The 18964-nt window shown below is 68.0% G+C and carries 19 protein-coding genes; 4 read left to right on the top strand and 15 right to left on the bottom strand.

Annotated elements, in window-relative coordinates; translation table 11 throughout:
* Window positions 1-32: 32 nt before the first annotated feature.
* Both AC2JAJ_RS03015 and AC2JAJ_RS03010 read right to left on the bottom strand, forming a co-directional pair.
* Window positions 33-1265, bottom strand: a complete 1233-nt coding sequence (locus tag AC2JAJ_RS03015; RefSeq protein WP_486414310.1) for a mechanosensitive ion channel family protein — start codon at window positions 1263-1265, stop codon at window positions 33-35.
* An 85-nt stretch (window positions 1266-1350) separates the two neighbouring features.
* A complete protein-coding gene (locus AC2JAJ_RS03010; RefSeq protein ID WP_486414311.1) occupies window positions 1351-2781 on the bottom strand; it encodes an FAD-binding oxidoreductase in 1431 nt (476 codons plus the stop codon).
* A gap of 249 nt (window positions 2782-3030) precedes the next feature.
* Between AC2JAJ_RS03010 and AC2JAJ_RS03005 the strand changes: the two genes are divergently transcribed.
* The gene (locus AC2JAJ_RS03005) at window positions 3031-3366 is read left to right on the top strand and encodes a cupin domain-containing protein (protein WP_486414312.1); all 336 of its coding nucleotides are present in this window, start codon (window positions 3031-3033) and stop codon (window positions 3364-3366) included.
* A gap of 21 nt (window positions 3367-3387) precedes the next feature.
* On the opposite strand, the gene AC2JAJ_RS03000 is transcribed toward AC2JAJ_RS03005, so the two are convergent.
* The 13 genes from AC2JAJ_RS03000 to AC2JAJ_RS02940 form a co-directional block, all read right to left on the bottom strand.
* Complete coding sequence (locus AC2JAJ_RS03000) at window positions 3388-4200, bottom strand: hypothetical protein (protein WP_486414313.1); 813 nt, start codon at window positions 4198-4200, stop codon at window positions 3388-3390.
* Window positions 4197-4745 carry an RNA polymerase sigma factor gene (locus AC2JAJ_RS02995; RefSeq protein WP_486414314.1) on the bottom strand — a complete coding sequence of 183 codons (549 nt, stop codon included), beginning with the start codon at window positions 4743-4745 and terminating at the stop codon, window positions 4197-4199. Before AC2JAJ_RS02995 ends, AC2JAJ_RS03000 begins: the two co-directional genes overlap by 4 nt.
* Window positions 4746-4836: 91 nt before the next feature.
* Window positions 4837-5487: a hypothetical protein gene (locus tag AC2JAJ_RS02990; protein ID WP_486414315.1), complete on the bottom strand. Its 651-nt coding sequence runs from the start codon at window positions 5485-5487 to the stop codon at window positions 4837-4839.
* A 156-nt stretch (window positions 5488-5643) separates the two neighbouring features.
* On the bottom strand, window positions 5644-6897 hold the full coding sequence (locus tag AC2JAJ_RS02985; RefSeq protein ID WP_486414316.1) for an MFS transporter: 1254 nt from the start codon (window positions 6895-6897) through the stop codon (window positions 5644-5646).
* 161 nt (window positions 6898-7058) lie between these two features.
* Window positions 7059-7280 (bottom strand): hypothetical protein, encoded by a 222-nt coding sequence (locus tag AC2JAJ_RS02980; RefSeq protein WP_486414317.1) that lies wholly within the window; start codon window positions 7278-7280, stop codon window positions 7059-7061.
* A gap of 37 nt (window positions 7281-7317) precedes the next feature.
* Window positions 7318-8595: an AGE family epimerase/isomerase gene (locus tag AC2JAJ_RS02975; RefSeq protein WP_486414318.1), complete on the bottom strand. Its 1278-nt coding sequence runs from the start codon at window positions 8593-8595 to the stop codon at window positions 7318-7320.
* Window positions 8596-8633: 38 nt separating this feature from the next.
* On the bottom strand, window positions 8634-9377 hold the full coding sequence (locus AC2JAJ_RS02970) for a sulfite exporter TauE/SafE family protein (RefSeq protein WP_486414319.1): 744 nt from the start codon (window positions 9375-9377) through the stop codon (window positions 8634-8636).
* Window positions 9378-10817 (bottom strand): NAD-dependent succinate-semialdehyde dehydrogenase, encoded by a 1440-nt coding sequence (locus AC2JAJ_RS02965; protein ID WP_486414320.1) that lies wholly within the window; start codon window positions 10815-10817, stop codon window positions 9378-9380.
* Between the two features lie 82 nt (window positions 10818-10899).
* On the bottom strand, window positions 10900-11715 hold the full coding sequence (locus AC2JAJ_RS02960) for a carbohydrate ABC transporter permease (RefSeq protein WP_486414321.1): 816 nt from the start codon (window positions 11713-11715) through the stop codon (window positions 10900-10902).
* 4 nt (window positions 11716-11719) lie between these two features.
* Entirely contained in the window at window positions 11720-12676 is a 957-nt protein-coding gene (locus AC2JAJ_RS02955) for a carbohydrate ABC transporter permease (protein WP_486414322.1), read from the bottom strand.
* Window positions 12673-13962: an ABC transporter substrate-binding protein gene (locus AC2JAJ_RS02950; RefSeq protein ID WP_486414323.1), complete on the bottom strand. Its 1290-nt coding sequence runs from the start codon at window positions 13960-13962 to the stop codon at window positions 12673-12675. Before AC2JAJ_RS02950 ends, AC2JAJ_RS02955 begins: the two co-directional genes overlap by 4 nt.
* An 89-nt stretch (window positions 13963-14051) precedes the next feature.
* Window positions 14052-14936: an aldolase gene (locus AC2JAJ_RS02945; RefSeq protein WP_486414324.1), complete on the bottom strand. Its 885-nt coding sequence runs from the start codon at window positions 14934-14936 to the stop codon at window positions 14052-14054.
* Between the two features lie 32 nt (window positions 14937-14968).
* On the bottom strand, window positions 14969-15868 hold the full coding sequence (locus AC2JAJ_RS02940) for a carbohydrate kinase family protein (protein WP_486414325.1): 900 nt from the start codon (window positions 15866-15868) through the stop codon (window positions 14969-14971).
* Window positions 15869-16006: 138 nt separating this feature from the next.
* On the opposite strand from AC2JAJ_RS02940, the gene AC2JAJ_RS02935 reads away from it, so the two are divergent.
* The 3 genes from AC2JAJ_RS02935 to AC2JAJ_RS02925 all read left to right on the top strand — a co-directional run bounded on the left by AC2JAJ_RS02935 (window position 16007) and on the right by AC2JAJ_RS02925 (window position 18917).
* The gene (locus AC2JAJ_RS02935; RefSeq protein WP_501053353.1) at window positions 16007-17149 is read left to right on the top strand and encodes a Gfo/Idh/MocA family oxidoreductase; all 1143 of its coding nucleotides are present in this window, start codon (window positions 16007-16009) and stop codon (window positions 17147-17149) included.
* A 71-nt stretch (window positions 17150-17220) separates the two neighbouring features.
* Window positions 17221-18003, top strand: a complete 783-nt coding sequence (locus AC2JAJ_RS02930; RefSeq protein WP_473693653.1) for a DeoR/GlpR family DNA-binding transcription regulator — start codon at window positions 17221-17223, stop codon at window positions 18001-18003.
* Window positions 18000-18917, top strand: a complete 918-nt coding sequence (locus tag AC2JAJ_RS02925) for a 2-hydroxyacid dehydrogenase (RefSeq protein WP_486414327.1) — start codon at window positions 18000-18002, stop codon at window positions 18915-18917. The genes AC2JAJ_RS02930 and AC2JAJ_RS02925 overlap by 4 nt, the downstream gene beginning before the upstream one ends.
* Window positions 18918-18964: the final 47 nt, after the last annotated feature.

The following is an 18964-nucleotide window of genomic DNA, read 5'->3' as shown; positions in this document are numbered from 1 at the left end:
ATAGGTGACCATATGGTCACCTATCAAGGGTTTCAGTTGCGGGAAGCCAGGCTGCGGTCCCGTTCCTCGAAGACTTCGTCACCTGGCCCGGTGAAGGCCCGGGACCGCTCCACTGCTTCAATCGAGCCGGTGAACAGCTGCGATTCGTGCGGGTCCGCCGGGGGACGCGCACCGCCCGCCGAGGGCGCACCCAGCCCGTGAAGTGGTGCGCTGCGCCGGGCGGCCGCGCCGCCGTCGTGCGCCTGTTCCCAGCGCTGGTGCGGCAGCGCTTCCGGGTGCCCCTGCTGCAGGAAGGTGACCATGGTTTCACGGACCAGGCAGCGCAGGTCGAAGAGCGCGGCACTGTCCGCCGCGCTGACCAGGATCCGGACGCGGACGAAACCGCCCGTGGCGTCGGTGATCTGCAGGACGCCCACGCGCTCGTCCCACAGCTCGGTGCCCGCCAGGACGCGGCGCAGTTCGGTGCGCATGTCCTCCACGGGCGCGCGCCAGTCCAGATCGAACTCCACGGTGCCCATCACCTCGGACTGGCGTCGGGTCCAGTTCTCGAACGGGGTGGTGGTGAAGTAGGTGGACGGCAGGATCAGCCGCCGGTCGTCCCAAAGATGCACCACCACGTAGGTCAGCGTGATCTCCTCGATCCGGCCCCACTCCTTCTGGACCACCACCACGTCGTCCACGCGGATGGCATCGGTGAACGCAAGCTGCATGCCGGCAAAGACGTTCACCAGCGAGGTCTGGGCAGCCAGGCCGGCAACAATGGAAATCACGCCGGCGGACGCGAGCAGCCCGGTGCCCAGGGCCTGGATCGCGGGGAAGGTCAGCATGGCGGTGCCCACGGCAAGCACGACCACCAGTGCCACGGCGATCCGCCGGGCCAGGATCATCTGCGTGCGCAGCCGGCGTGCCCTCCGGTTGTCCGCCACATCCACGCTGTGCCGCTTCAGCACCACGGCCTCAAGGATGAGCAGCACCGCAATGGCCAGCCAGGCGAAGGCACCGATGAGGGCTATCAGGAGGAAGTGGTCGACGGCGCCGTGCCAGCTTTCGCCGGCGGCCGTCATTCCCAGCGCGGCACGGACGCCCACCAGGCACAGTGCCAGCCGCAGCGGTTGGCGGGCCACCCGGGAGGTGGCCTGCAGTTCGGGTCGTTTCCGGTTCAGCCGCAGGACAATCTTGCGCAGCAGCCATGACAGGGTGAGTCCGGCCACCACGGCCAGGGCCATGGCGATGAAGGGCAGTGCTGGGTTCAGGACGTCTTGCATCCTTTAACGTCTATCAACTGCGGCCGGAGGGGCTGAAATCGGGGCGGCGCGCCGGCATGCCTGACCGGTCCCGGAACAGGGCCGCCTAGGGGTTGGCCGATGGCTGGCGTGGCGCGATGTTGTGGTTGCGGCTGAAGAGGTTGTCGGGGTCGTACCGCTGCTTGAGGTCCAGGAGACGCCCGTACTTGTCCGGCCCGTAGGTCAGGGGCACCGCATTGGGGTCCTGCCGGGCTTCGCTGCCCAGGAAGTTAAGGTACTCGCCCGTTTCGGCGAAGGGCTGCATCCGTGCATGCGCTGTGCGGGCAAATTCGCTAAGGCGCAGGTCGTCCTCAGCCGAAGCCCAGAACCCGTAGACGTTCAGCAGGTAGCGTGCGGAGCGGTTGGGGTAGGCGGTCGATTCTTCCGGAACCCGCGCGAAGGCTCCGCCGAGCAGGTGGACGTCGATTCCGGTGCCCTGCCACCGCACCTCCGAGGCGAACCCGGTCAGCACGTCGATGACCTCCCCGTCGAGGCGGGAGAAGGAGACGTTCTTCCAGTAGCCCCTCGATCCGGTGGGAAAAAGGCTGTCCATGGCGCTCTGCCATTCAACCCAGGAAACCGGGCCCACCTCCTCCTCGTCCGGCGGGGCAAGTGTGCGCAGCTGGTCGATCAGAGCCAGTCCGGGCCGGTGGTCCGCGCCCGCCCACGCACAGCCGAGGATCATCCAGGGGTCACTTCCCATCCCGAACTCCGGCGGCAGGACCAGGAAGCTGGTGATGGGGTTCATCTCGTCAGGCAGGTCCCGGCTCCCCCGCTCAAAGCCGGCCAGCGCGGTTGTCCAGTGGTCCGGCCGGTAAGAGAGGTTTCCGCCGAGTACGGGCTGGGGCAACTGACAAGCCCGGAAGGTGAAGGAGGACACAACACCGAAGTTGCCGCCTCCTCCGCGCAGCCCCCAAAACAGATCCGGATTCTCCCCGCCGCTGGCCTGCAGCTGCTCGCCGGAGGCCGTGACTACACTGGCGGAGTCCAGGTTGTCCAGCGTCAGTCCGTTGCTGCGGGTCAGCCAGCCAACGCCGCCGCCAAGGGTAAGGCCCGCGACCCCGGTGGCACTGATGACGCCCAGAGGGACTGCCAGGCCGTGCTCCGTGGTGGCCCCGTCCACGTCGGCCAGCGTTGCGCCCGGTTCCACGGTTACCAGATTTCGTTCCGTATCCACGGCGACCTTCCGGAGTTGGCTCAGGTCCAGGACCAGGCCGCCCTCCACGCTGCCGTGCCCGGCCACGTTGTGGCCCCCGCCGCGCACCGCCAGTGGCAGTCCGGTACTGCGTGCCGTGGCCAGGACGGGGGCGATGTCCGCAGTTGAGCCGGCACGTGCAACGGCCCTTGGCCGCAGGTCATGCATCCCGTTCCAGATGCGCCGGGCCCCGTCATATCCTGCGTCGCCCGGTTCGAGCACGCTGCCTGCGATCCGGGTTTGCAGGTCTTCCAGTTCCCTGGCCACCCGGCGTTCCGGCTCGCCACGCTCCACTAAACCCATGATCCGACCTCGCCAGGGCTGCTGGATCTCCGTCGATCCAGGCGGTTGAAAAACGAAAAAGTGCGCCTCGAACCGGCGCGACAGGCTACGGCAGTCCAAGTATCCGGCGGGGTACCGAGGAGGTCAAGATGCACGGGTCCCCTCAAGGAGGTGAGGGGCCCCGGCTGCTGCAGGAGGAGGGCCGCAAGGGCCGGAACCGTGGCGGCGGGGTGGCTCCCTTGCGGGAAGAACGCGGGTAGCCTTGGGCGCATGCAGAAGATATCGATCGACGCACTGGCCCGGCAGCAGCTTGAGGCTGCGATCGGCTCCACGAACGGGCGTGCGGCGGACACCGTGTACGGCGGCCACGAGAAGGTCCTCCGCCAGACGGTGATGGCCATGACCGCCGGGACCCGGTTGAGTGAGCACCAGAACCCGGGCGATGCCACGGTCTTTGTGATCCAGGGCTGCGTCAACCTGCGGGCAGGCACGGAGTCCTGGCAGGGCAAGCCCGGAGACCTGCTGATCGTCCCGCCCGGCCTGCACAGCCTGGACGCCGAGGAGGACTCCACCTTCCTGTTCACGGTGGCCAAGCACCGCGACTGACGTTTGCCTCCGGAGCGCGGCTCAGCGCGACGGGCTGGTTTTGTCCCCCGGTTCGTCGGGTTGTTCGTCGGGTTGTTCGCTGGGCTGGCCGGCGGGCTGGCCCGCGCCCGGCACCGCGCCGTTTCCGTTCCTGCCGGGACGGGCATCGGGTTCGACCTCCGCCGCCTGGCTGGCCGCTGGAGGCTCCGCCGGCTCGCGCGAGTCCTTGCCCGGGACGGCAGGAGTGGCGTGCTCGTTCTGGCCCTCCGGCCATGTGGCCGGGCCCTCCATCCCGGGGCCCGGGTGGAACGTCGCCATATTCTCTGCTGGACCGCTGATCTCCCCGGGTTCCGGGCCGGCAGGATCAGCAGCGGGAGAAGCGGCCGGAACACCGGCGGGCAAGGTTTCGGGGGAGACAGGCACGACGGCGGGCGCCGGGCTGGATGCCCCTGGCCCCGGTGCGGGGGGAGCGGGAGTCAGCGGCGCCGGAGGCGAAAACGACCGGAGAATGCCTTTCACGGTCCCCTCCGCTCCGCGCCGCAGGTCCTCATTTCCGGCGGCTGCCCCGCCTGCGACGGCGAGCGAGGCAGCGACGCCCAGGGCGGTGAAGACAAAGCGCCTGTTCCGCCGGGGCCGGCCGGGGTCCAGCCGGGCTACCGTCCCTGAAGGGGAGGCCAGGAGAGCGGCGACTTCCTCCGACGGCGCCGGAACCTCATCTGTCCGCAGGCTTCGCAGCTGCAGCAGCAGGTCCCGCAGCGCTGCATCGTCCCCGCATCCGGCTTCGGCAAGCAGCGCGTCCACCGCACGCTGGTCATCCAGCCGGTGCTGCCGCCGTGCATGGTTGTCGCCCGTCATGACTGGTCCTCTCTCCGTGAGGGGATGAGCTTGCGCAGCCGGCACAGTGCCCGGCGCTGCAGTTGCTTGATGGCCCCGGGGCTTTTGCCCATGATCTCCGCCGTGGTCTCGACAGACAGGTCGGCAACCACCCTCAGGGCAATAACCTCCTGCTGGTCGCGCTGCAGGGTGCTCAGCAATGAGGTGACGCTGGCCGAGCTTTCAACCGCCAGTAACTGGTCCTCTGCGGAGTCGCTGCAGCGGGAGTCCGCGGCGGGATCGTAACCGGTGGTCGGCGGGGCCTTGAGCCGGCGCCGGTGCTCGTCCACGTAACGGGCATGCGCAACGGAAAAGGCCAGGGACTTTGCCCCCTTCATCCCACCGGACAGGTCGCCGAGCTTCGGGTAGAGGGCCAGGAAGACTTCCTGGGTGAGTCCTTCCGGATCCTCGACGCCGCGTGAGCGAAGGTAGCTGAGCACGCCGGGGGAGAGCTCACGGTAGACGGCGGAAAAGTAGCCGTCGTCGGTTTGCCCGGGCCGCTCCGCCTCGTGCCTTGTCCCTTGCATCCGCCCCCCTGCGGCAGATCCGGTTGCCCGGTTTGTGGCTGCCATGCCGGGACGTCCAGGCCGTCCCGGCACGGCAGTGCTTGCTGACAGGCTACCGCCGTCCGCCGCCGGAGGGCTGGGCATAGCTGCTGTCGTCATGTCCGGCACCTCGGTTGTTGGCAGGGGCCTCCTGGCGCTGCTCCTGCACCTGGCCCTGCTCCTGGACTTCGTCTGAACCAGCGGCAGGTGCGGTGTCCTCGTCGCCGTCTTCGGGAGCAGCGACAGTGTCGCAGTATGCCTCGATACCGCCCTCGCCGCCGGCTGCGTCAGCGAGGGCGGCGTAGGCCACCGACGTGGTGCTCAACCCGCCATTGGCGAAGGCGTTGCAGAGGCCGACGGCGGCCGGTCCCGTGGCGTCCGGCCCTGCCGCCGTGGAGGTGGGCGCCGGGTCCGCGGTTTCGGTGGGAACGGGCTCGGGGGCCCCCGTTTCAGTTTCGGTCGGAGCAGGCTCCGGAGCCTCAGTCTCGGTCTCCGTAGGGGTGGGATCCGGTGACTCGGTTTCCGTTGCCGTGGGGCTGGGATCCGGCGATTCGGTTTCCGTTGCCGTGGGGCTGGGCGACGGTGACTCCGTCTCCGCGAGTACCGACGGGCTGTCCGGCAGCGACTCCGCCATGGCGGCCACCCCGGTTCCGCCTACCGCCAGGGCGCCTGCTGCGAGCACGGTCATTGCGAGCTTGTTGCCTGAAAAGGTAAAGAAAGCCATGAGACCCTCCGTTGACGAATTTTATGGATTGCGATCAACTTCGCGGGATGTCCCCGCACTTAATGGATCGAAATCCGCGTCACAGAGGTTACGGGTTTGCGATAGGTCTTTTGACTGTTTTGTCATTTCCCTGGCGTCAGGCTCCCGTCCAGGGCGTTAGGCGCGTTCCTCCACTGCCGGCTCCGACCGTTCCTTGACCGGCCGGGGCTCGAGCCATACCTGTTCCCGGGGTCCCGGCGGATAGGCGTGCCTCTTGCCGGCAAGGGTGATCACCAGCGCGGCCACCACCGGAACCGCTGCGGCCACCGGCACCAGCAGCGGACCACCCGCCACCAGCGCACCCGAGCCGTACAGGGCGCCAACGGTGATCCCCAGCTGGATGGTCAGGACCGTCAGGCCGTTGGCGGCCTCGCTGTATTCTCCACCGGCGCGCAGGATGGCGGCCTGGTTGTAGATGCCGATCGCGCCCAGGCCCGCACCCCAGACGGTCATGAGCACCATCGCCAGCACGAGGTTGCCCACGGCCAAAGGCAGCAGGACCATCGACCCGGCGACCGCCGTCGTCGTCAGAATCAGCGAACGGCGCGGACGCGAATCCACGGTGAGCCCGGCAACCCAAATGCCCAGCAGGCCCGAGGCACCCAGGATGGTGAGCGACAGGCTGGTGGCGTAATCGGGCAGCGCGGCTTCGCGGATGAACGGGGCGATGTAGGTGAACAGCGCGAAGTGGGCCAGCACCAGCAGTGGCCAGGCCGTGGCCACCGCCTTCACGCCCGGCTCGGCGATGGCACGCCGGATGGACGGCCGGGCGGCATCGGAAATGCGCCGGACCCTCGGCAGCAGGAAGAAGGCAAGCACCGCAAGGACCAGCCCGAATCCGGCCAGCACCAGGAACGCGGCCCGCCAGCCAAGGAAACCGCCCAGCGCCGTGCCGACCGGGGCGCCGATCGCCAGGCCCAGGCTGTTGCCGCTGAACACGATCGCCAGGGCCTTGCCCACCTTGTCCGCCGGAACCACCCGCGTGACGAACGGCGCCATGGTGGTCCAGAGCAGCCCGTGCGCCAGGCCGCCCACCATCCGGGCGATCATCGCGGTGGTGAAGTCCGGCGCCAGCCCCACCCAGGCGTTGCTGGCCGCGAACGTCAGCACCAGGCCCACCAGCAGCGCGTGCCGGGGGATCCGGGCCAGCAGCCGCGCCACCGGAACCACGGCGACCACAATGACGGCGGCGTAGGCGGCTGCGAGGTAACCGGCCACGGGCTCGGAAACGTTCAGGCCGGTACTGATTTGCGGCAGCAAACCGGAGGGGAGCAGCTCAGTGGTGATCGCGGTGAAGGCGATGGTGGCCAAAACCGCCATCGCGGCGTAGGGAAAACGGGCAGGGGACGGCGCGGAAATCGCGGAAAGCATGGGGGAGGGTCCATTCAAGGGGAGGGTTGGAACGCGGCTCGCTGGCCGGACAATTCCTCCCTCAAATTTACAGGATCAAAACCCCTGCTCCGCGCGGCTCACGGCGTGTTCCACCGCGTCCGGTGCGTGTCCGGCGCCCTGCCCGGGAAGGAGCCGGACTCCTAGTGGCGGGTCCCAAAATCGGTGTCCGTGTAGGCTCCGGGCCGGCGGGCGGAGGCACCCCGGCAGGTGCAGGTTCCGTCCACCTCGAGCCGGACGCTTACCGGGGTGTCGGCTTCCAGGCGGAGGCTGAGAAGGCTGTTGTTGGCCGGGCTGTTGCCGGCGTGGCGATTGCCGGTGGGGGAGTTCTGCAGGACTGTTTCTTCGGGGGCAATGGCAGACACGGGTGTGGCCTTTCGGATGGAGGGTGTTGAGGGGGAATTAGCGGGCGGCAGGTTCGGCGCCCTGGCCGGCCGCATTGTTGAGGCGTGCGTCCAGCAGGCCTGCCGCGACTGCCGGGGCCAGGCCCGGCGCCAGCGGAAGGCGCGGGACCACCAGGCAGTGCCACAGGTGGTAGATGTCCGCCTTGCCGGACCAGACGGTGGAGGTGACGTTGCCGTTCTCGTCGAGTTCCTGCTTCCAGGATCCGTGCTCGTAGTCGATGAACCAGTCGCGGGCGTGGTCCCAGATCCGCTCGTACCAGTCCGCATACTTCTTCTCGCCCGTGGCGATGTAGAGGGCGGCGGCGCCCCCGATTGCCTCGGCCGGAACCCAGCGGATGCGGGTGGTGACAACGGGCTTGCCTTCCCAGTCCACGGTGTAGACAAATCCCGGATGGCCGTCCGGCTGCCAGGCGTCGCGGATGGCGGCGTCGAACAGGCCGCGGGCGTCCTCAAGCAACCACGCCGGGACATCCAGGCCACGGGCTTCGAGCCCCGCGCGGAGGTGGAGGAGCAGGCGCGCCCACTCCACCCAGTGGCCGGGCGTTCCGCCGTAGGCGCGGAACTGGCTGGCACGGTCGTCCGTGTTGTACTCCGGCATCGGGTTCCACTCCGGGTCGAAGTGCTCGAACACCCGGTAGTTGTTGTTGCGCGCAAAGTCATGGATGAGCACCTCGGCGATGTCCAGGGCCCGTTCGATCCAGCGGTTCTCCCCGGTTACGTCGGCGACGATCAGGTAGGCCTCCACCGAGTGCATGCTGGCGTTTCCGCCGCGGTAGGCCTCGGTTTCGGTGAAGTCGCGGTTCCAGGAGTCGAAGCACATGTTGGCCCCGTGGTCCCAGAATTTCGTATCGGCGATCCGCAGCGCCTCGTCCAGCAGTTCCCGGGCTCCGGGGCGCCCTGCGGCCACGGCACTGGCGGCGGCGAGGAGCACGAAGGAGTGCTGGTAGCCGGACTTGGTGTCGTTGACCGGGCCGTTGTCGTCCACCTCGGCGTACCAGCCGCCGAACTCGTCATCGTGGAGGACGCCGTTGAGTGCCGCGATGCCGTGGTCCACCAGGGTCGCAGCACCTGGCCGTCCCATCAGCGCGGCGACGGCGAAGCTGTGGGTCATCCGCGCGGTGATCCACAGGTGGGTCGGCTTGTCGGCGAACACCTTGCCGTAATTGTCCAGCCAGCCGAATCCCGTGGGGACCTTCGAGGCTGCGGCGAAATTGATGAGCCGGTCGGTTTCCGCCTCGAGCCATCGTGCGTGGGCCGCACTGTCGAGCCAGGTCATGTCATGTCCTCTTTCTGGTGAAGGTGCAAAATGTCAGGTCAGCCGACGGCGTCGGATACGCCGCGGATGATGGTGGCGGCCGCTCCCAGGTAGGCCAGGATGATCAGGAGGATCTGCGCGGCGCGGGCGGGGACGTGCTTTGAGGCGAGGTCGCCAAGCACCAGGCCGGCCAGGCAGGCGACGGCGACGGCGATCCACATGGCCAAAGGCAGCGCCGGGAACGAGGCGGGAGCGGTAATCGCCTTCGAGACCAGGGAGAACGTGCCGATGGTGAAGAAGTACGGCTGCATGGTGGCCGCGAAGGATTTGTGCTGCCACCGCGTGGCAATGGAGTACATGCTGACGGCCGGCCCGCCCACGCCTGCCGCCGTGTTCATGAACCCGCTGAGGCCGCCGGCGGTGAAGAGGTAGCGGCGGCGCTCCGGCAGGGTGGCGGATTTCAGGACCAGCAGGACGGTCAGGCCGACAGCGAGGATCACCCCGATGGAGATCTCCAGGATGGCCGGCGGTATGAAGCGGATCAGGATCGCCGCGGGGATGATCCCCAGCAGGGCCGAGGCCGCGAGCAGCAAGTACCGCTTCCAGTCGATGTCCCGGACCACCCGGAAGATGATGGCCCCCGCCGTGACGGCGCCGCACACGTTCACCAGCACCACACCCTCCACCGGGCCCAGAAGCAGGACCAGGAAGGGGGCAGCCACCAGCGCGAACCCCATGCCGGTGACGCGCTGCATTCCTGCCCCCATGACGACGGCGCCCAGCACCAGCCCGGTGGTCAGCATTTAGGGCCTCCAGGCCACGTACTGGACCTCCTCGAACTCTTCGAGGCCCAGGCTTGATCCCTCCCGGCCGAGTCCGGACTGCTTGGCGCCGCCCATGGGGGCGAAGGCAACGGACGGCAGGGGGTCGTTCACGCCCACGATGCCGGCCTCGAGCCGTTCGGGGATGTCCCAGCCGCGCTTCGGGCTGCTGCTCCACACGTAGGCGGCCAGGCCCATCTCGGTGGCGTTTGCCTTACGGATCGCCTCGTCCTCCGAGGAGAAGGTGATGACCCCGGCAGCCGGGCCGAACACTTCGGTCGCCACCAGGGGTGCGTCGTCGGGGACGTCCGCAAGCAGCGTGGGTGCCATGAAGGCGCCTTTGACGGGTACTGAAGTCCGCTGGGTGACCTGGCGGGCGCCGCGTTCCAAGGCGTCGTCCACCAGCGCCTGCACCGCGGACACCCGTTCGGCGTCGATGACCGGGCCGAGGTCCGGGACCGGTGCGCCGGCGTCGGGAACACCGTGGCCGATGCTCATCGCGTCGAAGCGGGCACCGAGCTTCTGCGCGAACTCGTCCGCGATGCTGTCCTGGACCAGGAACCGGTTGGCGGCCACGCAGGACTGGCCGGTGTTGCGCAGCCGGCCCAGGATGGCGCCTTCGACGGCTGCGTCCAGGTCAGCGTCCTCGAACACGATGAAGGGTGCGTTGCCGCCCAGTTCCAGCAGGGGCCGGACCACGCGCTCGGACGCTGAGGCCATGATCTGCCGGCCGACTCCAGTGGAGCCGGTGAAGCTCACGGCCCGGACCGCAGGGTGGGACATCAAAGCCCCGGTGATCTCGCGGGAGGGGCCGTGGACCAGGTTCACCACTCCGGCGGGGAACCCGGCGTCGTGCAGGACCTCGAACAGTCCGGTGGCGGCCAGCGGAGCCTTCTCGGACACCCTGCCCACCACCGTGCAGCCGGCGGCCAGCATCGCGGCGAGCTTCCGGGCCTGGATGGAGACCGGGAAGTTCCAGGGCGTGAGGCTGAGGGCCACGCCGACCGGTTTGCGGGTGCTCAGGTGCCGGCGGCCCTGCAGCTCGGGAGGGCTGACGGTGCCGGTGGCGCGGCGCGCCTCCTCGGCGAACCAGCGGAAGTATTCCACGGAGAAGTCCACCTCGCCCTGCGCTTCGGGGAGCCGCTTGCCCGCTTCCAGTGCCAGGGTGTGTGCGAGTTCGTCGCGGCGTTCCGCCAGGAGGTCGGCGGCGTTGCGGAGCAGGTCCGCCCGGTTGCGGACGGTGGTCCGTGACCACGAGCCGAAGGCCTCCGCCGCGGCATCGGCCGCCTGCGTGGCATCCCCGGCGGTGCCCCACGCCACCTCGCCCACCGTGCTGCCGTTGCCAGGATCAGTCACGTCCTTGGCGGTTCCGGCGGTATGCCAGCGGCCGTTAATAAGGTGCTGGGCCGATGTGAGGTTCATGAATGGTGCCTTTCGTTGGCTGGGAGGGCGCGGCCACCCGCGCAGCCGCCCGTCGTCGTCGTACTCAATCCCTTGCCCGCGCTCATCCCTTGCTCGCGCCTGCGGTGATGCCGGCTACGAAGTAGCGCTGCAGGAAGACGTAGGCCACCACCACGGGCAGGGACGCCAGGATGACGCCGGCGAACAGCAGCGGGTAGTTGGTCTGGAATTCGCCCTGGAAGCTCAGCAGCGCCAGCGGCAGGGTGCGGTTGCCGGGAGTCTGGATGAACAGCAGCGGGTACAGCAGCTCGTTCCAGTGGATGACAAACAGGAAGATCGCGGCGGCCGCAATGGAGGGGGCGGAGAGCGGAAGGGCGATGGAGGCGTAGGTCTTCCACGGTCCGCTGCCGTCGATGGAGGATGCTTCGTAGAGTTCCTTGGGCAGCGTCCGCATGAACCCGCCCAGGATGAACACTGCGATGGGCAGGGTGGACACCACGTTGGCCAGGATCAGGCCGGCCAGGTTGTCCAGCAGGCCCAGCCTGCCGAAGAGCACGTACAGCGGCACCATGTTGGCCTGTGCCGGGATGGCCATGCCGAGGACCAGGAAACCGAAGATGGCCCAGGACATGAACCCCTTCAGCCGGGACACGGCGTAGCCGGCCAGGCTGGCCAGGAACAGGGTGAGCGGCACGGAAACGGCCGTGACGATCACGCTGTTCATGAAGGACGAGCCCAGGTTCTGGCCGCCCACCACCTCGGCGAAGTTGTCCGGGGCGAGGGAGTGCGGGAGGCTGAACGGCCCGGCGAAGAGTTCCTGCGTGGACTTGAAGCTGCCGAAGGCCACCACGGTCAGCGGAACGATAATGATGACCGCGTAGATGGCCAGGATGGCGCGGCGGCTTACTGAGGCGAGCATGCTGCTAGTCCCCCTTCGGGGTCAGCCGGAGCAAGCGGCGCTGCAGCCAGGTGACCAGGGCGATCATCGCCATGAAGATGATCGACTGGGCGGCGGCGTAGCCGAACTCCGAGTTGGCAAAGGTGCTGTAAATGCGGGTGGACAGGATGTCCAGCGAGCTCTTGGGCGGGTTGCCCGCGATGCCCAGGATCAGGTCGAACGCCTTGAATGACTGCACCGTGGTGTAGGCCACCACGATGGACGTTGCCGGTGCCACGAACGGCCAGGTGATGGACTTGAACTGCTGCCACTTGTTGGCGCCGTCCATTTCCGCCGCCTCGTAGAGCTCCTTGGGGATGGCCTGCAGGCCCGCGATGTAGACAACCATCATCTGGCCCGAGTGGAACCACACCTGGGTGACGGCCACCCAGTACAGGGCCTGCGCGTCGTTGCCGAGGTAGGCGCCGCCGTCCATCCCCACCGTTCGAAGGACCGTGTTGGCCAGGCCGAAGTTGGGGTCGTAGATGAACTTCCAAATGAAGGCCACCGACACGGAGGACAGGATAGTGGGGAAGAAGAACAGGGCCCGGAGCAGGATGCTGCCGCGCGAGTTCTTGGTGAGGAGCAGTGCGAGGATCAGTGAGAAAATCGTCTGCGCGATCACCACCAGCAGCACGAACTTCAAGTTGTTGCTGAGCGCGTTGGTGAACAGCGTGTCATTCGTGAACGCGCGGATGAAGTTGTCCAACCCCACGTAGTTGAACGCCGCCGAGAAGCCGTTCCAGTCCGTGACGGCGTACTGGAAGGCCTGCAGCGTGGGCATCACCAGGAAGAAGGCGACGACGGCGACGGCCGGCAGCGGGAACAGGTACAGCGCCGGATTCACCCGGGTGGGGGAACGGCGGCGCGCCTTGGGCGCGTTCGCGGCGGTTTGACTGTCCGGTGCCTTGCGTTTGGCAGCGGTCCCGGGATGGATGCTCATAGCCGTTCGTCAACAATCTTCTGGGCGGCTGCGGCTGCCTGCTCCGGGCTGGTGCCGGAAATGACCGCCGTGCAGCTGGCCTCCACCGCGTTGCGGACGTCCAGGTTGTTGAACTGGAACCGTGCCGCAAGGGCGGTCTTCTTTTGCAGCCAGGGGCTCAGGCGCTTCAGGTCCGGGTTGGTGTACTCCACCTTGTCCACGGAAACGTGCTGTGCGGTCTGGTTGGCGTAGTAGCCGGCGTTTTCGGGCTCGGAGAGGAAATCGATCCACGCGGCCGCGGCGGCCTGGTTCTTGCTGGCCGAGTTGACGCCCAGGATGAAGGTGGCGTTGTAGACGCCTTCATACTTGGCTTTCCCGTCGGAGGAGGTGTTGGGGAACACCAGGTCGATGGGGAATTTCGCACCCAGTCCACGGACGGCGGCGATGTGGTAGGAGCCGGTGGCCAGCATGGCGGCCTTGCCCTGGGAGAACAGGTTCTGGGCAGGCTCCACCGCGGTCCCGGTGGCGTTGGGCTGCAGGTACGGGACCAGGTCCTTGTACTGGTTCAGCATCTTGATGAACCAGTCGTCGGTGACCTTGAGCTTGCCCTGCTCGATCTGGGCGCACATGTCGTCCACCGGGGCGTTGTTGGCGATCATGCAGTTGAACAGCTGCCCGCCGTTTCCAACGTCCCCGCCTGGCCAGGAGATGGGAATGACACCCGCGGAGGCGAGCTTCTCACACATGCCCAGGAAGGCGTCCCAGGTCTTGGGGGCAGTCTCGGCGCCGGCCTTGTCGAAGATGTCGAGGTTGGCCATGGGCATGGGGAAGACCACCTGGTAGGGCAGGCCCAGCTGGCTGTCGCCGTTCTGGCCGGCGGAGAGCAGGCCCTTCTGGTAGTTCTTCACCGCCTGGCTGTCCTTTAGCTCGGTGTAGATCCCGGCTTCGGTGAAGTTCTTGAACTGGGCGCCGCGGAAGGTGGCGAAGGCGTCGCCGATGGAGCCGCCGCGCAGCTTCTGCAGGGCCTGGGCGTTGTAGTCGTTGGAGGTGGAGATGTCCTGGGCGACCTCCACGCCGCTGTGCTTTGCCGCAAAGCGCTTGATGAGCTCGTCAAACACGGCTTTGTCCTCGCCGCGCCAGTGCGCGAAGGAGACCTTGCCGGTGACGGCGCCGGTGGACGGGGCGGCCGGCCCGCTGGCTCCTCCGGGCGCGGTGGATCCGCCGGGGCCGGCGCACGCCGCCGCGGTGGCGCCGAAGCCCAGGGCGCCGAGAATGGCCATGGCCTGCCTGCGTGAAATCTGACTCACAATAATCTCCTCGTTGAGTGTGTGCTGTGCCTTGTTTGCTTGCTGCGGAGAGGGGTTGCCCCGGCGACGCTGCGGTGCTCCAACCGCGCCTAGGCGTGGGTCCGTTGGCTGGAGACGACGTCGTCCACCACGGCGCAGAGGCGCTGCAGCCGGCGGACGGCGTCCGTGGAGAGGGATTCGACGACGTCGGGGGCGCCGATGCAGGAAGCCCACACGGCGCGTCCGGAGAGGAAGCCGCTGGCCCCTTCCAGGCAGGCCCACCGGACGGCGTCGGGGAAGACGTCTTCGGGGACACCCGAGGACAGGACCACCCAGGGCCCGTCGATGGCCTTGGTCAGTTCGGCGCAGGCGGCGCGGACCTCTGCCTCGGGGGCCTGGCCCTTGAAGGGGACCTCTGCCTTGTAGAGGTCGGCGCCCAGGCCGCCCAGTTCCTTGGCGGCGGCGAGGATGCCGGCGTTCCAGTCGAAGTCGCCGCCGGCAAGTGGCTTGCGGGAGATGGGTTCGATGATGCTGATCAGCCCGGCGGACCGGCAGCTCTCCACGAATTCGCGGACCATGGCCACCCGGCCCTCGGCGGGCTCATCGGGGCGGTACAGCACCAGCAGCTTGAGGGCCTTGGCGCCGAGGGCCTTGTACTTGTGAGGCTCCACCAGGCGGTCGATGGTCACTTCGCCCACCAGTTCGCCGTGCGCGGACTCGAAGTGGTCCGCGGAGGCGATGAGTCCGCAGCCGGGGTCCACGACGCCGGCCTCGATGGCCTGGTCAAGGGCGAACTGCCGGTCGATGAGGATTCCCGAGGCATAGGGGCTGAGGATCCGTGCGGCCTCCAGCTTGAAGGTGCGAAGGTCCTCGTCGGTGACGGGCTTGTCCGTGTGCTCGGCGAACATGTTGCGCATGGCTTCGCGCTGGTCCACGGCGAGCATCGCGAAGGCGCCTGAGGGGCGCTGCAGGGGGGAAAGGTCGGTGTGGCTCATGGGCTGCTTCTTTCAGCTGGCTGGTGGGATGGCTAGGCAGGTTGGTTGGTGGCAAGTTCGGCGTTGACGGCCTGGTGCGGGATGGCCGAGCGGCCATCCAGCCCGGCACAGGATGCTGCGGCGGTGCGGCCGGCGAACGCGGCGGCCTCCACCAGCGGCAGCCCGGCCGCGACGGCGGCGAGGAGCGCGCCGTGGTAGACGTCGCCGGCGCCGAGGGTGGAAACGATCGTTGCCGGCGTGGCGGGCACGTGGACGGGTTCGCCGCCCCGTTCCAGGACCCAGGCCCCGTCTGCGCCGGCGGTGGCGACGACGGCGGAGGCGCCGTCGTCGACCGCTTTGCCCAGGAGCGCCGCGGGGGAGAGGTCCGCGCCGTACTCGGCGGCGAGCCGTTCGATGGTGGGGACGTAGAGTGCGACGCCGCGTGGGCTGAAGGACGGGATGGGGTTGCCGGCGTCCACGCTGATGTTCAGGGCGGCGGTGCCGGCCAGGGCGTTCCAGCCAAGGTGGTCCGTGTGGACCCACGCGGCTGATTCCAGTAGTTCGAAGAACCGGCTCCCGGCGGGAAAGCTGACCGGGGGCACCGGGCGGGTGACGATGGCCCGGCTTTCGGTGGCCCTGCTCACGATGATCACGCTGGCACCGGTTTTGACGTCCGGATCGCGGATGACGGCCGACGTGTCGACGCCCTCGGCCTCGAGTCCCGCGACGATGCGGTCGCCTTCTTCGTCCGTGCCGAGGACGCCGGCGAAGGCGGTGCTGGCGCCTGCCCGGGCCGCTGCGACTGCCGCCGTGGCTGCGGGGCCGCCGCCCGCCGTCGCGAAATCCGTGGCGACGGTGCGGCTGTCCGCTGCGGGGTAGTCCTGCACCAGGGCGATGGAGTCAAGGGTGGCGCAGCCTACGAAGAGCAGGGGTCCAGTTGACGGTTGGGGCACGTTCCACCTCGTTGTAGTTGCGGCTGGTACTGAAGAAATATACACACGCCATGTTGGAAAAACAACACTTTCTGTATAGTTGTGTTTGGGATGCAACGCCGCGGTCCCCCCACTCAACGTAGAGAAACGGAGCAGCTCATGTCATTGCCTACTGCGGAAACGGTCCGGACCATCCGGTACGGGCTCATAGGAGCCGGCCATATGGCCCGTGAACACGTCCGGAACCTTGCACTGATTCCCGGGAGCCGGATCACCGCAGTGTCCGATCCCACGCCGTCCTCGCTCGAGGAGACCGCCCGGGAGATCGGCTATGAGGTGCGGACCTTCGACTCGCACCGGGACCTGCTGGCCTCCGGCCTCGTGGATGCGCTGGTCATCGCCAGCCCCAACGACACCCACCTGGGCATCCTGAAGGACATCTTCGCCAGCGGAACCAACCTGCCCGTGCTCGTGGAAAAGCCCGTGTGCACCAGCGCGGAGCAGGCAGACGAACTCGAACAGCTCGCCGCCAGCTACCCCGCGCCGGTGTGGGTGGCCATGGAATACCGCTACATGCCGCCGGTGCAGGAGGTCATCCAGGCCGCGCACAACGGCAAACTCGGCAATATCTACATGCTCTCCATCGTGGAGCACCGCTTCCCGTTCCTGCACAAGGTGGACTCCTGGAACCGCTTTGCCGAACGGACCGGCGGCACCCTGGTGGAGAAGTGCTGCCACTTCTTCGACCTGATGCGGCTGATCCTGCAGGATGAGCCCGTCCGCGTCTACGCCAGCGGCGGCCACGACGTGAACCACATGGACGAGATGTACGACGGGCGGATCTCCGACATGGTGGACAACGCGTACGTGATCGTCGATTTCAAGGGCGGCCGCCGGGCCATGCTGGAGCTGTCCATGTTCGCCGAGGGGTCCAAGTTCCAGGAGCGGATCTCCATCGTGGGTGATGCCGCCAAGATCGAGACCCTGATTCCTGTTGCCGCCAACCACTGGATCCCCGGGGACGAGGCCGAGGCCACGGTGGAGTTCAGCCCGCGCTCGCCGCTGGGCCCGGAAAAGCACGAGGTCCCGGTGGACGAGGCAGTCCTCGCAGCAGGCGCCCACCACGGCTCCACCTACTACGAGCACCTGGGCTTCCGTAAGGCCATCCTGGGCGAAGGGCCGGTGGAAGTGACCGTGGCGGACGGCCTGCAGTCGGTCCGGATGGGCCTGGCCGCCGAACGTTCCATTACGGAAGGCCGCCCCGTAGAGCTTACGAATGCCGCTTCCGGGGTACGTTCCTAAGTAGATTGGTGTTGGAATTGCAACACTCCGCCAGGCTCCGGCCCGGCATATTGGGGAGGAAAGAAGGGGATATGAGCACCGCACGGAAAGAGGGTGCGCTGACGCCCCGCCAGCGCACCATCCTGGACGAGTTGGGCAGGCGCGGGTTCATTTCCACGACCGACCTGGCGGAGACGTTTGCAGTTTCGGACATGACCGTCCGCCGCGACACCCGCGTGCTGTCCAAGCTGGGCCTTGCCCGGGTGGTCCACGGCGGCGTCAGCGCGGTCGACGGGCACGGGCAGAATGCCGACTTCGCGGCGCGGGTGCGGGAGGATTCCGACGCCAAGCTGCGGGTGGCACGGGCGTGCGTGGCGATGGTCGGGGAGCGGGACGCGATCATCCTGGACGCCGGCACCACCACGTACCAGATCGCGCAGCAGCTGCCCACGTCGTTCACGGGCACCATCATCACGCACTCCGCTCCCGCCATCCAGCGCTGCCTGCAACTGACCGCGGCGCGCACCATCTGCCTTGGCGGGGAACTCCTGCTGGACAGCCAGGCGTTCAACGGGCCCATGACTGTCAGCGCCGCTGCCGGACTGCGGGCCAGGACGGCGTTCATCGGGGTGTCCGGCATCCACGACGAAGCGTTCTACATTGAGCGGGACGTGGAACGCGCCACTAAGATCGCCCTTATGAATTCGGCTGAGCAGGTGGTGGTGGTGGCAACCCACCAGAAGATGCTGCGGTACGCGCTGGCGCGGCTCGCGGCCTTTGATGCGGCGGACGTCCTGGTAACGGATGCGCCGCCGCCCAGGGAAATCGAGAAGGCGCTCAGCGCCGCCAACGTCAAGCTCGTGGTTGCCGCGTGACCGCGCCGCTGCGGGTATGCCTGCCCGACCAAAAGCTCATCGACGCGCTCGAGCCGATGGACGGCGTCGAGTTCGTCCTCTGGGACCTGTCCGGCCCTGCACCGGAAGGCCGCGTGGACCTCCTGGTGCCTGGCTACATGGGTAAGCCCACGGCGCTCGCCGCGCTGGAGGGCGTCGACGTCGGCCTGGTACAGAGCCAGTCCATCGGGTACGACGGCGTCGCGTCCGTCCTGCCCGCGGGCGTCACCTTCGCGAACGCGGCAGGTGTCCACGAGACATCGACGGCGGAGCTTGCCGTGGGCATGATGATCGCCTCCCAGCGCGGGCTTCCGGACTTCGTGCGGAACCAGGACGGCGGGACCTGGGACAACACGCAGCGGCCCAGCCTCGCGGACCGGCGCGTGCTGCTGGTGGGCTACGGGGGAGTGGGCAAGGCGATCGAGGCCAGGCTCCTGCCCTTCGAAACGGAGGTCACCCGGATGGCCAGCCGCTCACGGGAGGATGACCGGGGGACCATCCACGGCATCGATGAACTGTACGAGCAGTTGCCGGTGCACGAGATCGTGGTGGTCAGCGTCCCGCTGAGTGAGGCCACGGAGCGGCTCGTGGACGCGAAGTTCCTCGCCGCCATGCCGGACGGTGCCCTGCTGGTCAACGTGGCCCGGGGACCGGTGGCGGACACGGACGCGTTGCTGGCCGAGGCTTCAAGCGGCCGCCTTCGCGCGGCACTGGACGTGACCGACCCCGAGCCCCTGCCCGCGGACCATCCGCTGTGGACGACGCCGGGCGTGCTCATCACCCCGCACGTGGGCGGGGCGAGTTCGGCGATGTTCCCACGGATGGTCCGGCTCGTGCGGAAGCAGATCGGATTGCTGCTGGATGGCAAGGACCCGGTGAACGTAGTGCTGCCGTAGTGCTTCCGAGCCGCGCTACCCAGGGCGTTCCCGGGCTCCTATGCTTG

It is taken from the genome of Arthrobacter sp. MOO21, assembly GCF_057369995.2.
This window is presented reverse-complemented; position numbering and strand designations above follow the sequence as displayed.

What these genes read in the sequence shown, in the direction of transcription:
- AC2JAJ_RS02945 (WP_486414324.1), bottom strand. Translation starts at nt 14,936, where the DNA reads ATGAGCCACACCGACCTTTCCCCCCTGCAGCGCCCCTCAGGCGCCTTC.
- AC2JAJ_RS02930 (WP_473693653.1), top strand. Translation starts at nt 17,221, where the DNA reads ATGAGCACCGCACGGAAAGAGGGTGCGCTGACGCCCCGCCAGCGCACC.
- AC2JAJ_RS02975 (WP_486414318.1), bottom strand. Translation starts at nt 8,595, where the DNA reads ATGACCTGGCTCGACAGTGCGGCCCACGCACGATGGCTCGAGGCGGAA.
- AC2JAJ_RS02965 (WP_486414320.1), bottom strand. Translation starts at nt 10,817, where the DNA reads ATGAACCTCACATCGGCCCAGCACCTTATTAACGGCCGCTGGCATACC.
- AC2JAJ_RS02985 (WP_486414316.1), bottom strand. Translation starts at nt 6,897, where the DNA reads ATGCTTTCCGCGATTTCCGCGCCGTCCCCTGCCCGTTTTCCCTACGCC.
- AC2JAJ_RS03005 (WP_486414312.1), top strand. Translation starts at nt 3,031, where the DNA reads ATGCAGAAGATATCGATCGACGCACTGGCCCGGCAGCAGCTTGAGGCT.
- AC2JAJ_RS02970 (WP_486414319.1), bottom strand. Translation starts at nt 9,377, where the DNA reads ATGCTGACCACCGGGCTGGTGCTGGGCGCCGTCGTCATGGGGGCAGGA.
- AC2JAJ_RS02990 (WP_486414315.1), bottom strand. Translation starts at nt 5,487, where the DNA reads ATGGCTTTCTTTACCTTTTCAGGCAACAAGCTCGCAATGACCGTGCTC.
- AC2JAJ_RS03015 (WP_486414310.1), bottom strand. Translation starts at nt 1,265, where the DNA reads ATGCAAGACGTCCTGAACCCAGCACTGCCCTTCATCGCCATGGCCCTG.
- AC2JAJ_RS03010 (WP_486414311.1), bottom strand. Translation starts at nt 2,781, where the DNA reads ATGGGTTTAGTGGAGCGTGGCGAGCCGGAACGCCGGGTGGCCAGGGAA.
- AC2JAJ_RS03000 (WP_486414313.1), bottom strand. Translation starts at nt 4,200, where the DNA reads ATGACGGGCGACAACCATGCACGGCGGCAGCACCGGCTGGATGACCAG.
- AC2JAJ_RS02955 (WP_486414322.1), bottom strand. Translation starts at nt 12,676, where the DNA reads ATGAGCATCCATCCCGGGACCGCTGCCAAACGCAAGGCACCGGACAGT.
- AC2JAJ_RS02935 (WP_501053353.1), top strand. Translation starts at nt 16,007, where the DNA reads ATGTCATTGCCTACTGCGGAAACGGTCCGGACCATCCGGTACGGGCTC.
- AC2JAJ_RS02960 (WP_486414321.1), bottom strand. Translation starts at nt 11,715, where the DNA reads ATGCTCGCCTCAGTAAGCCGCCGCGCCATCCTGGCCATCTACGCGGTC.
- AC2JAJ_RS02995 (WP_486414314.1), bottom strand. Translation starts at nt 4,745, where the DNA reads ATGCAAGGGACAAGGCACGAGGCGGAGCGGCCCGGGCAAACCGACGAC.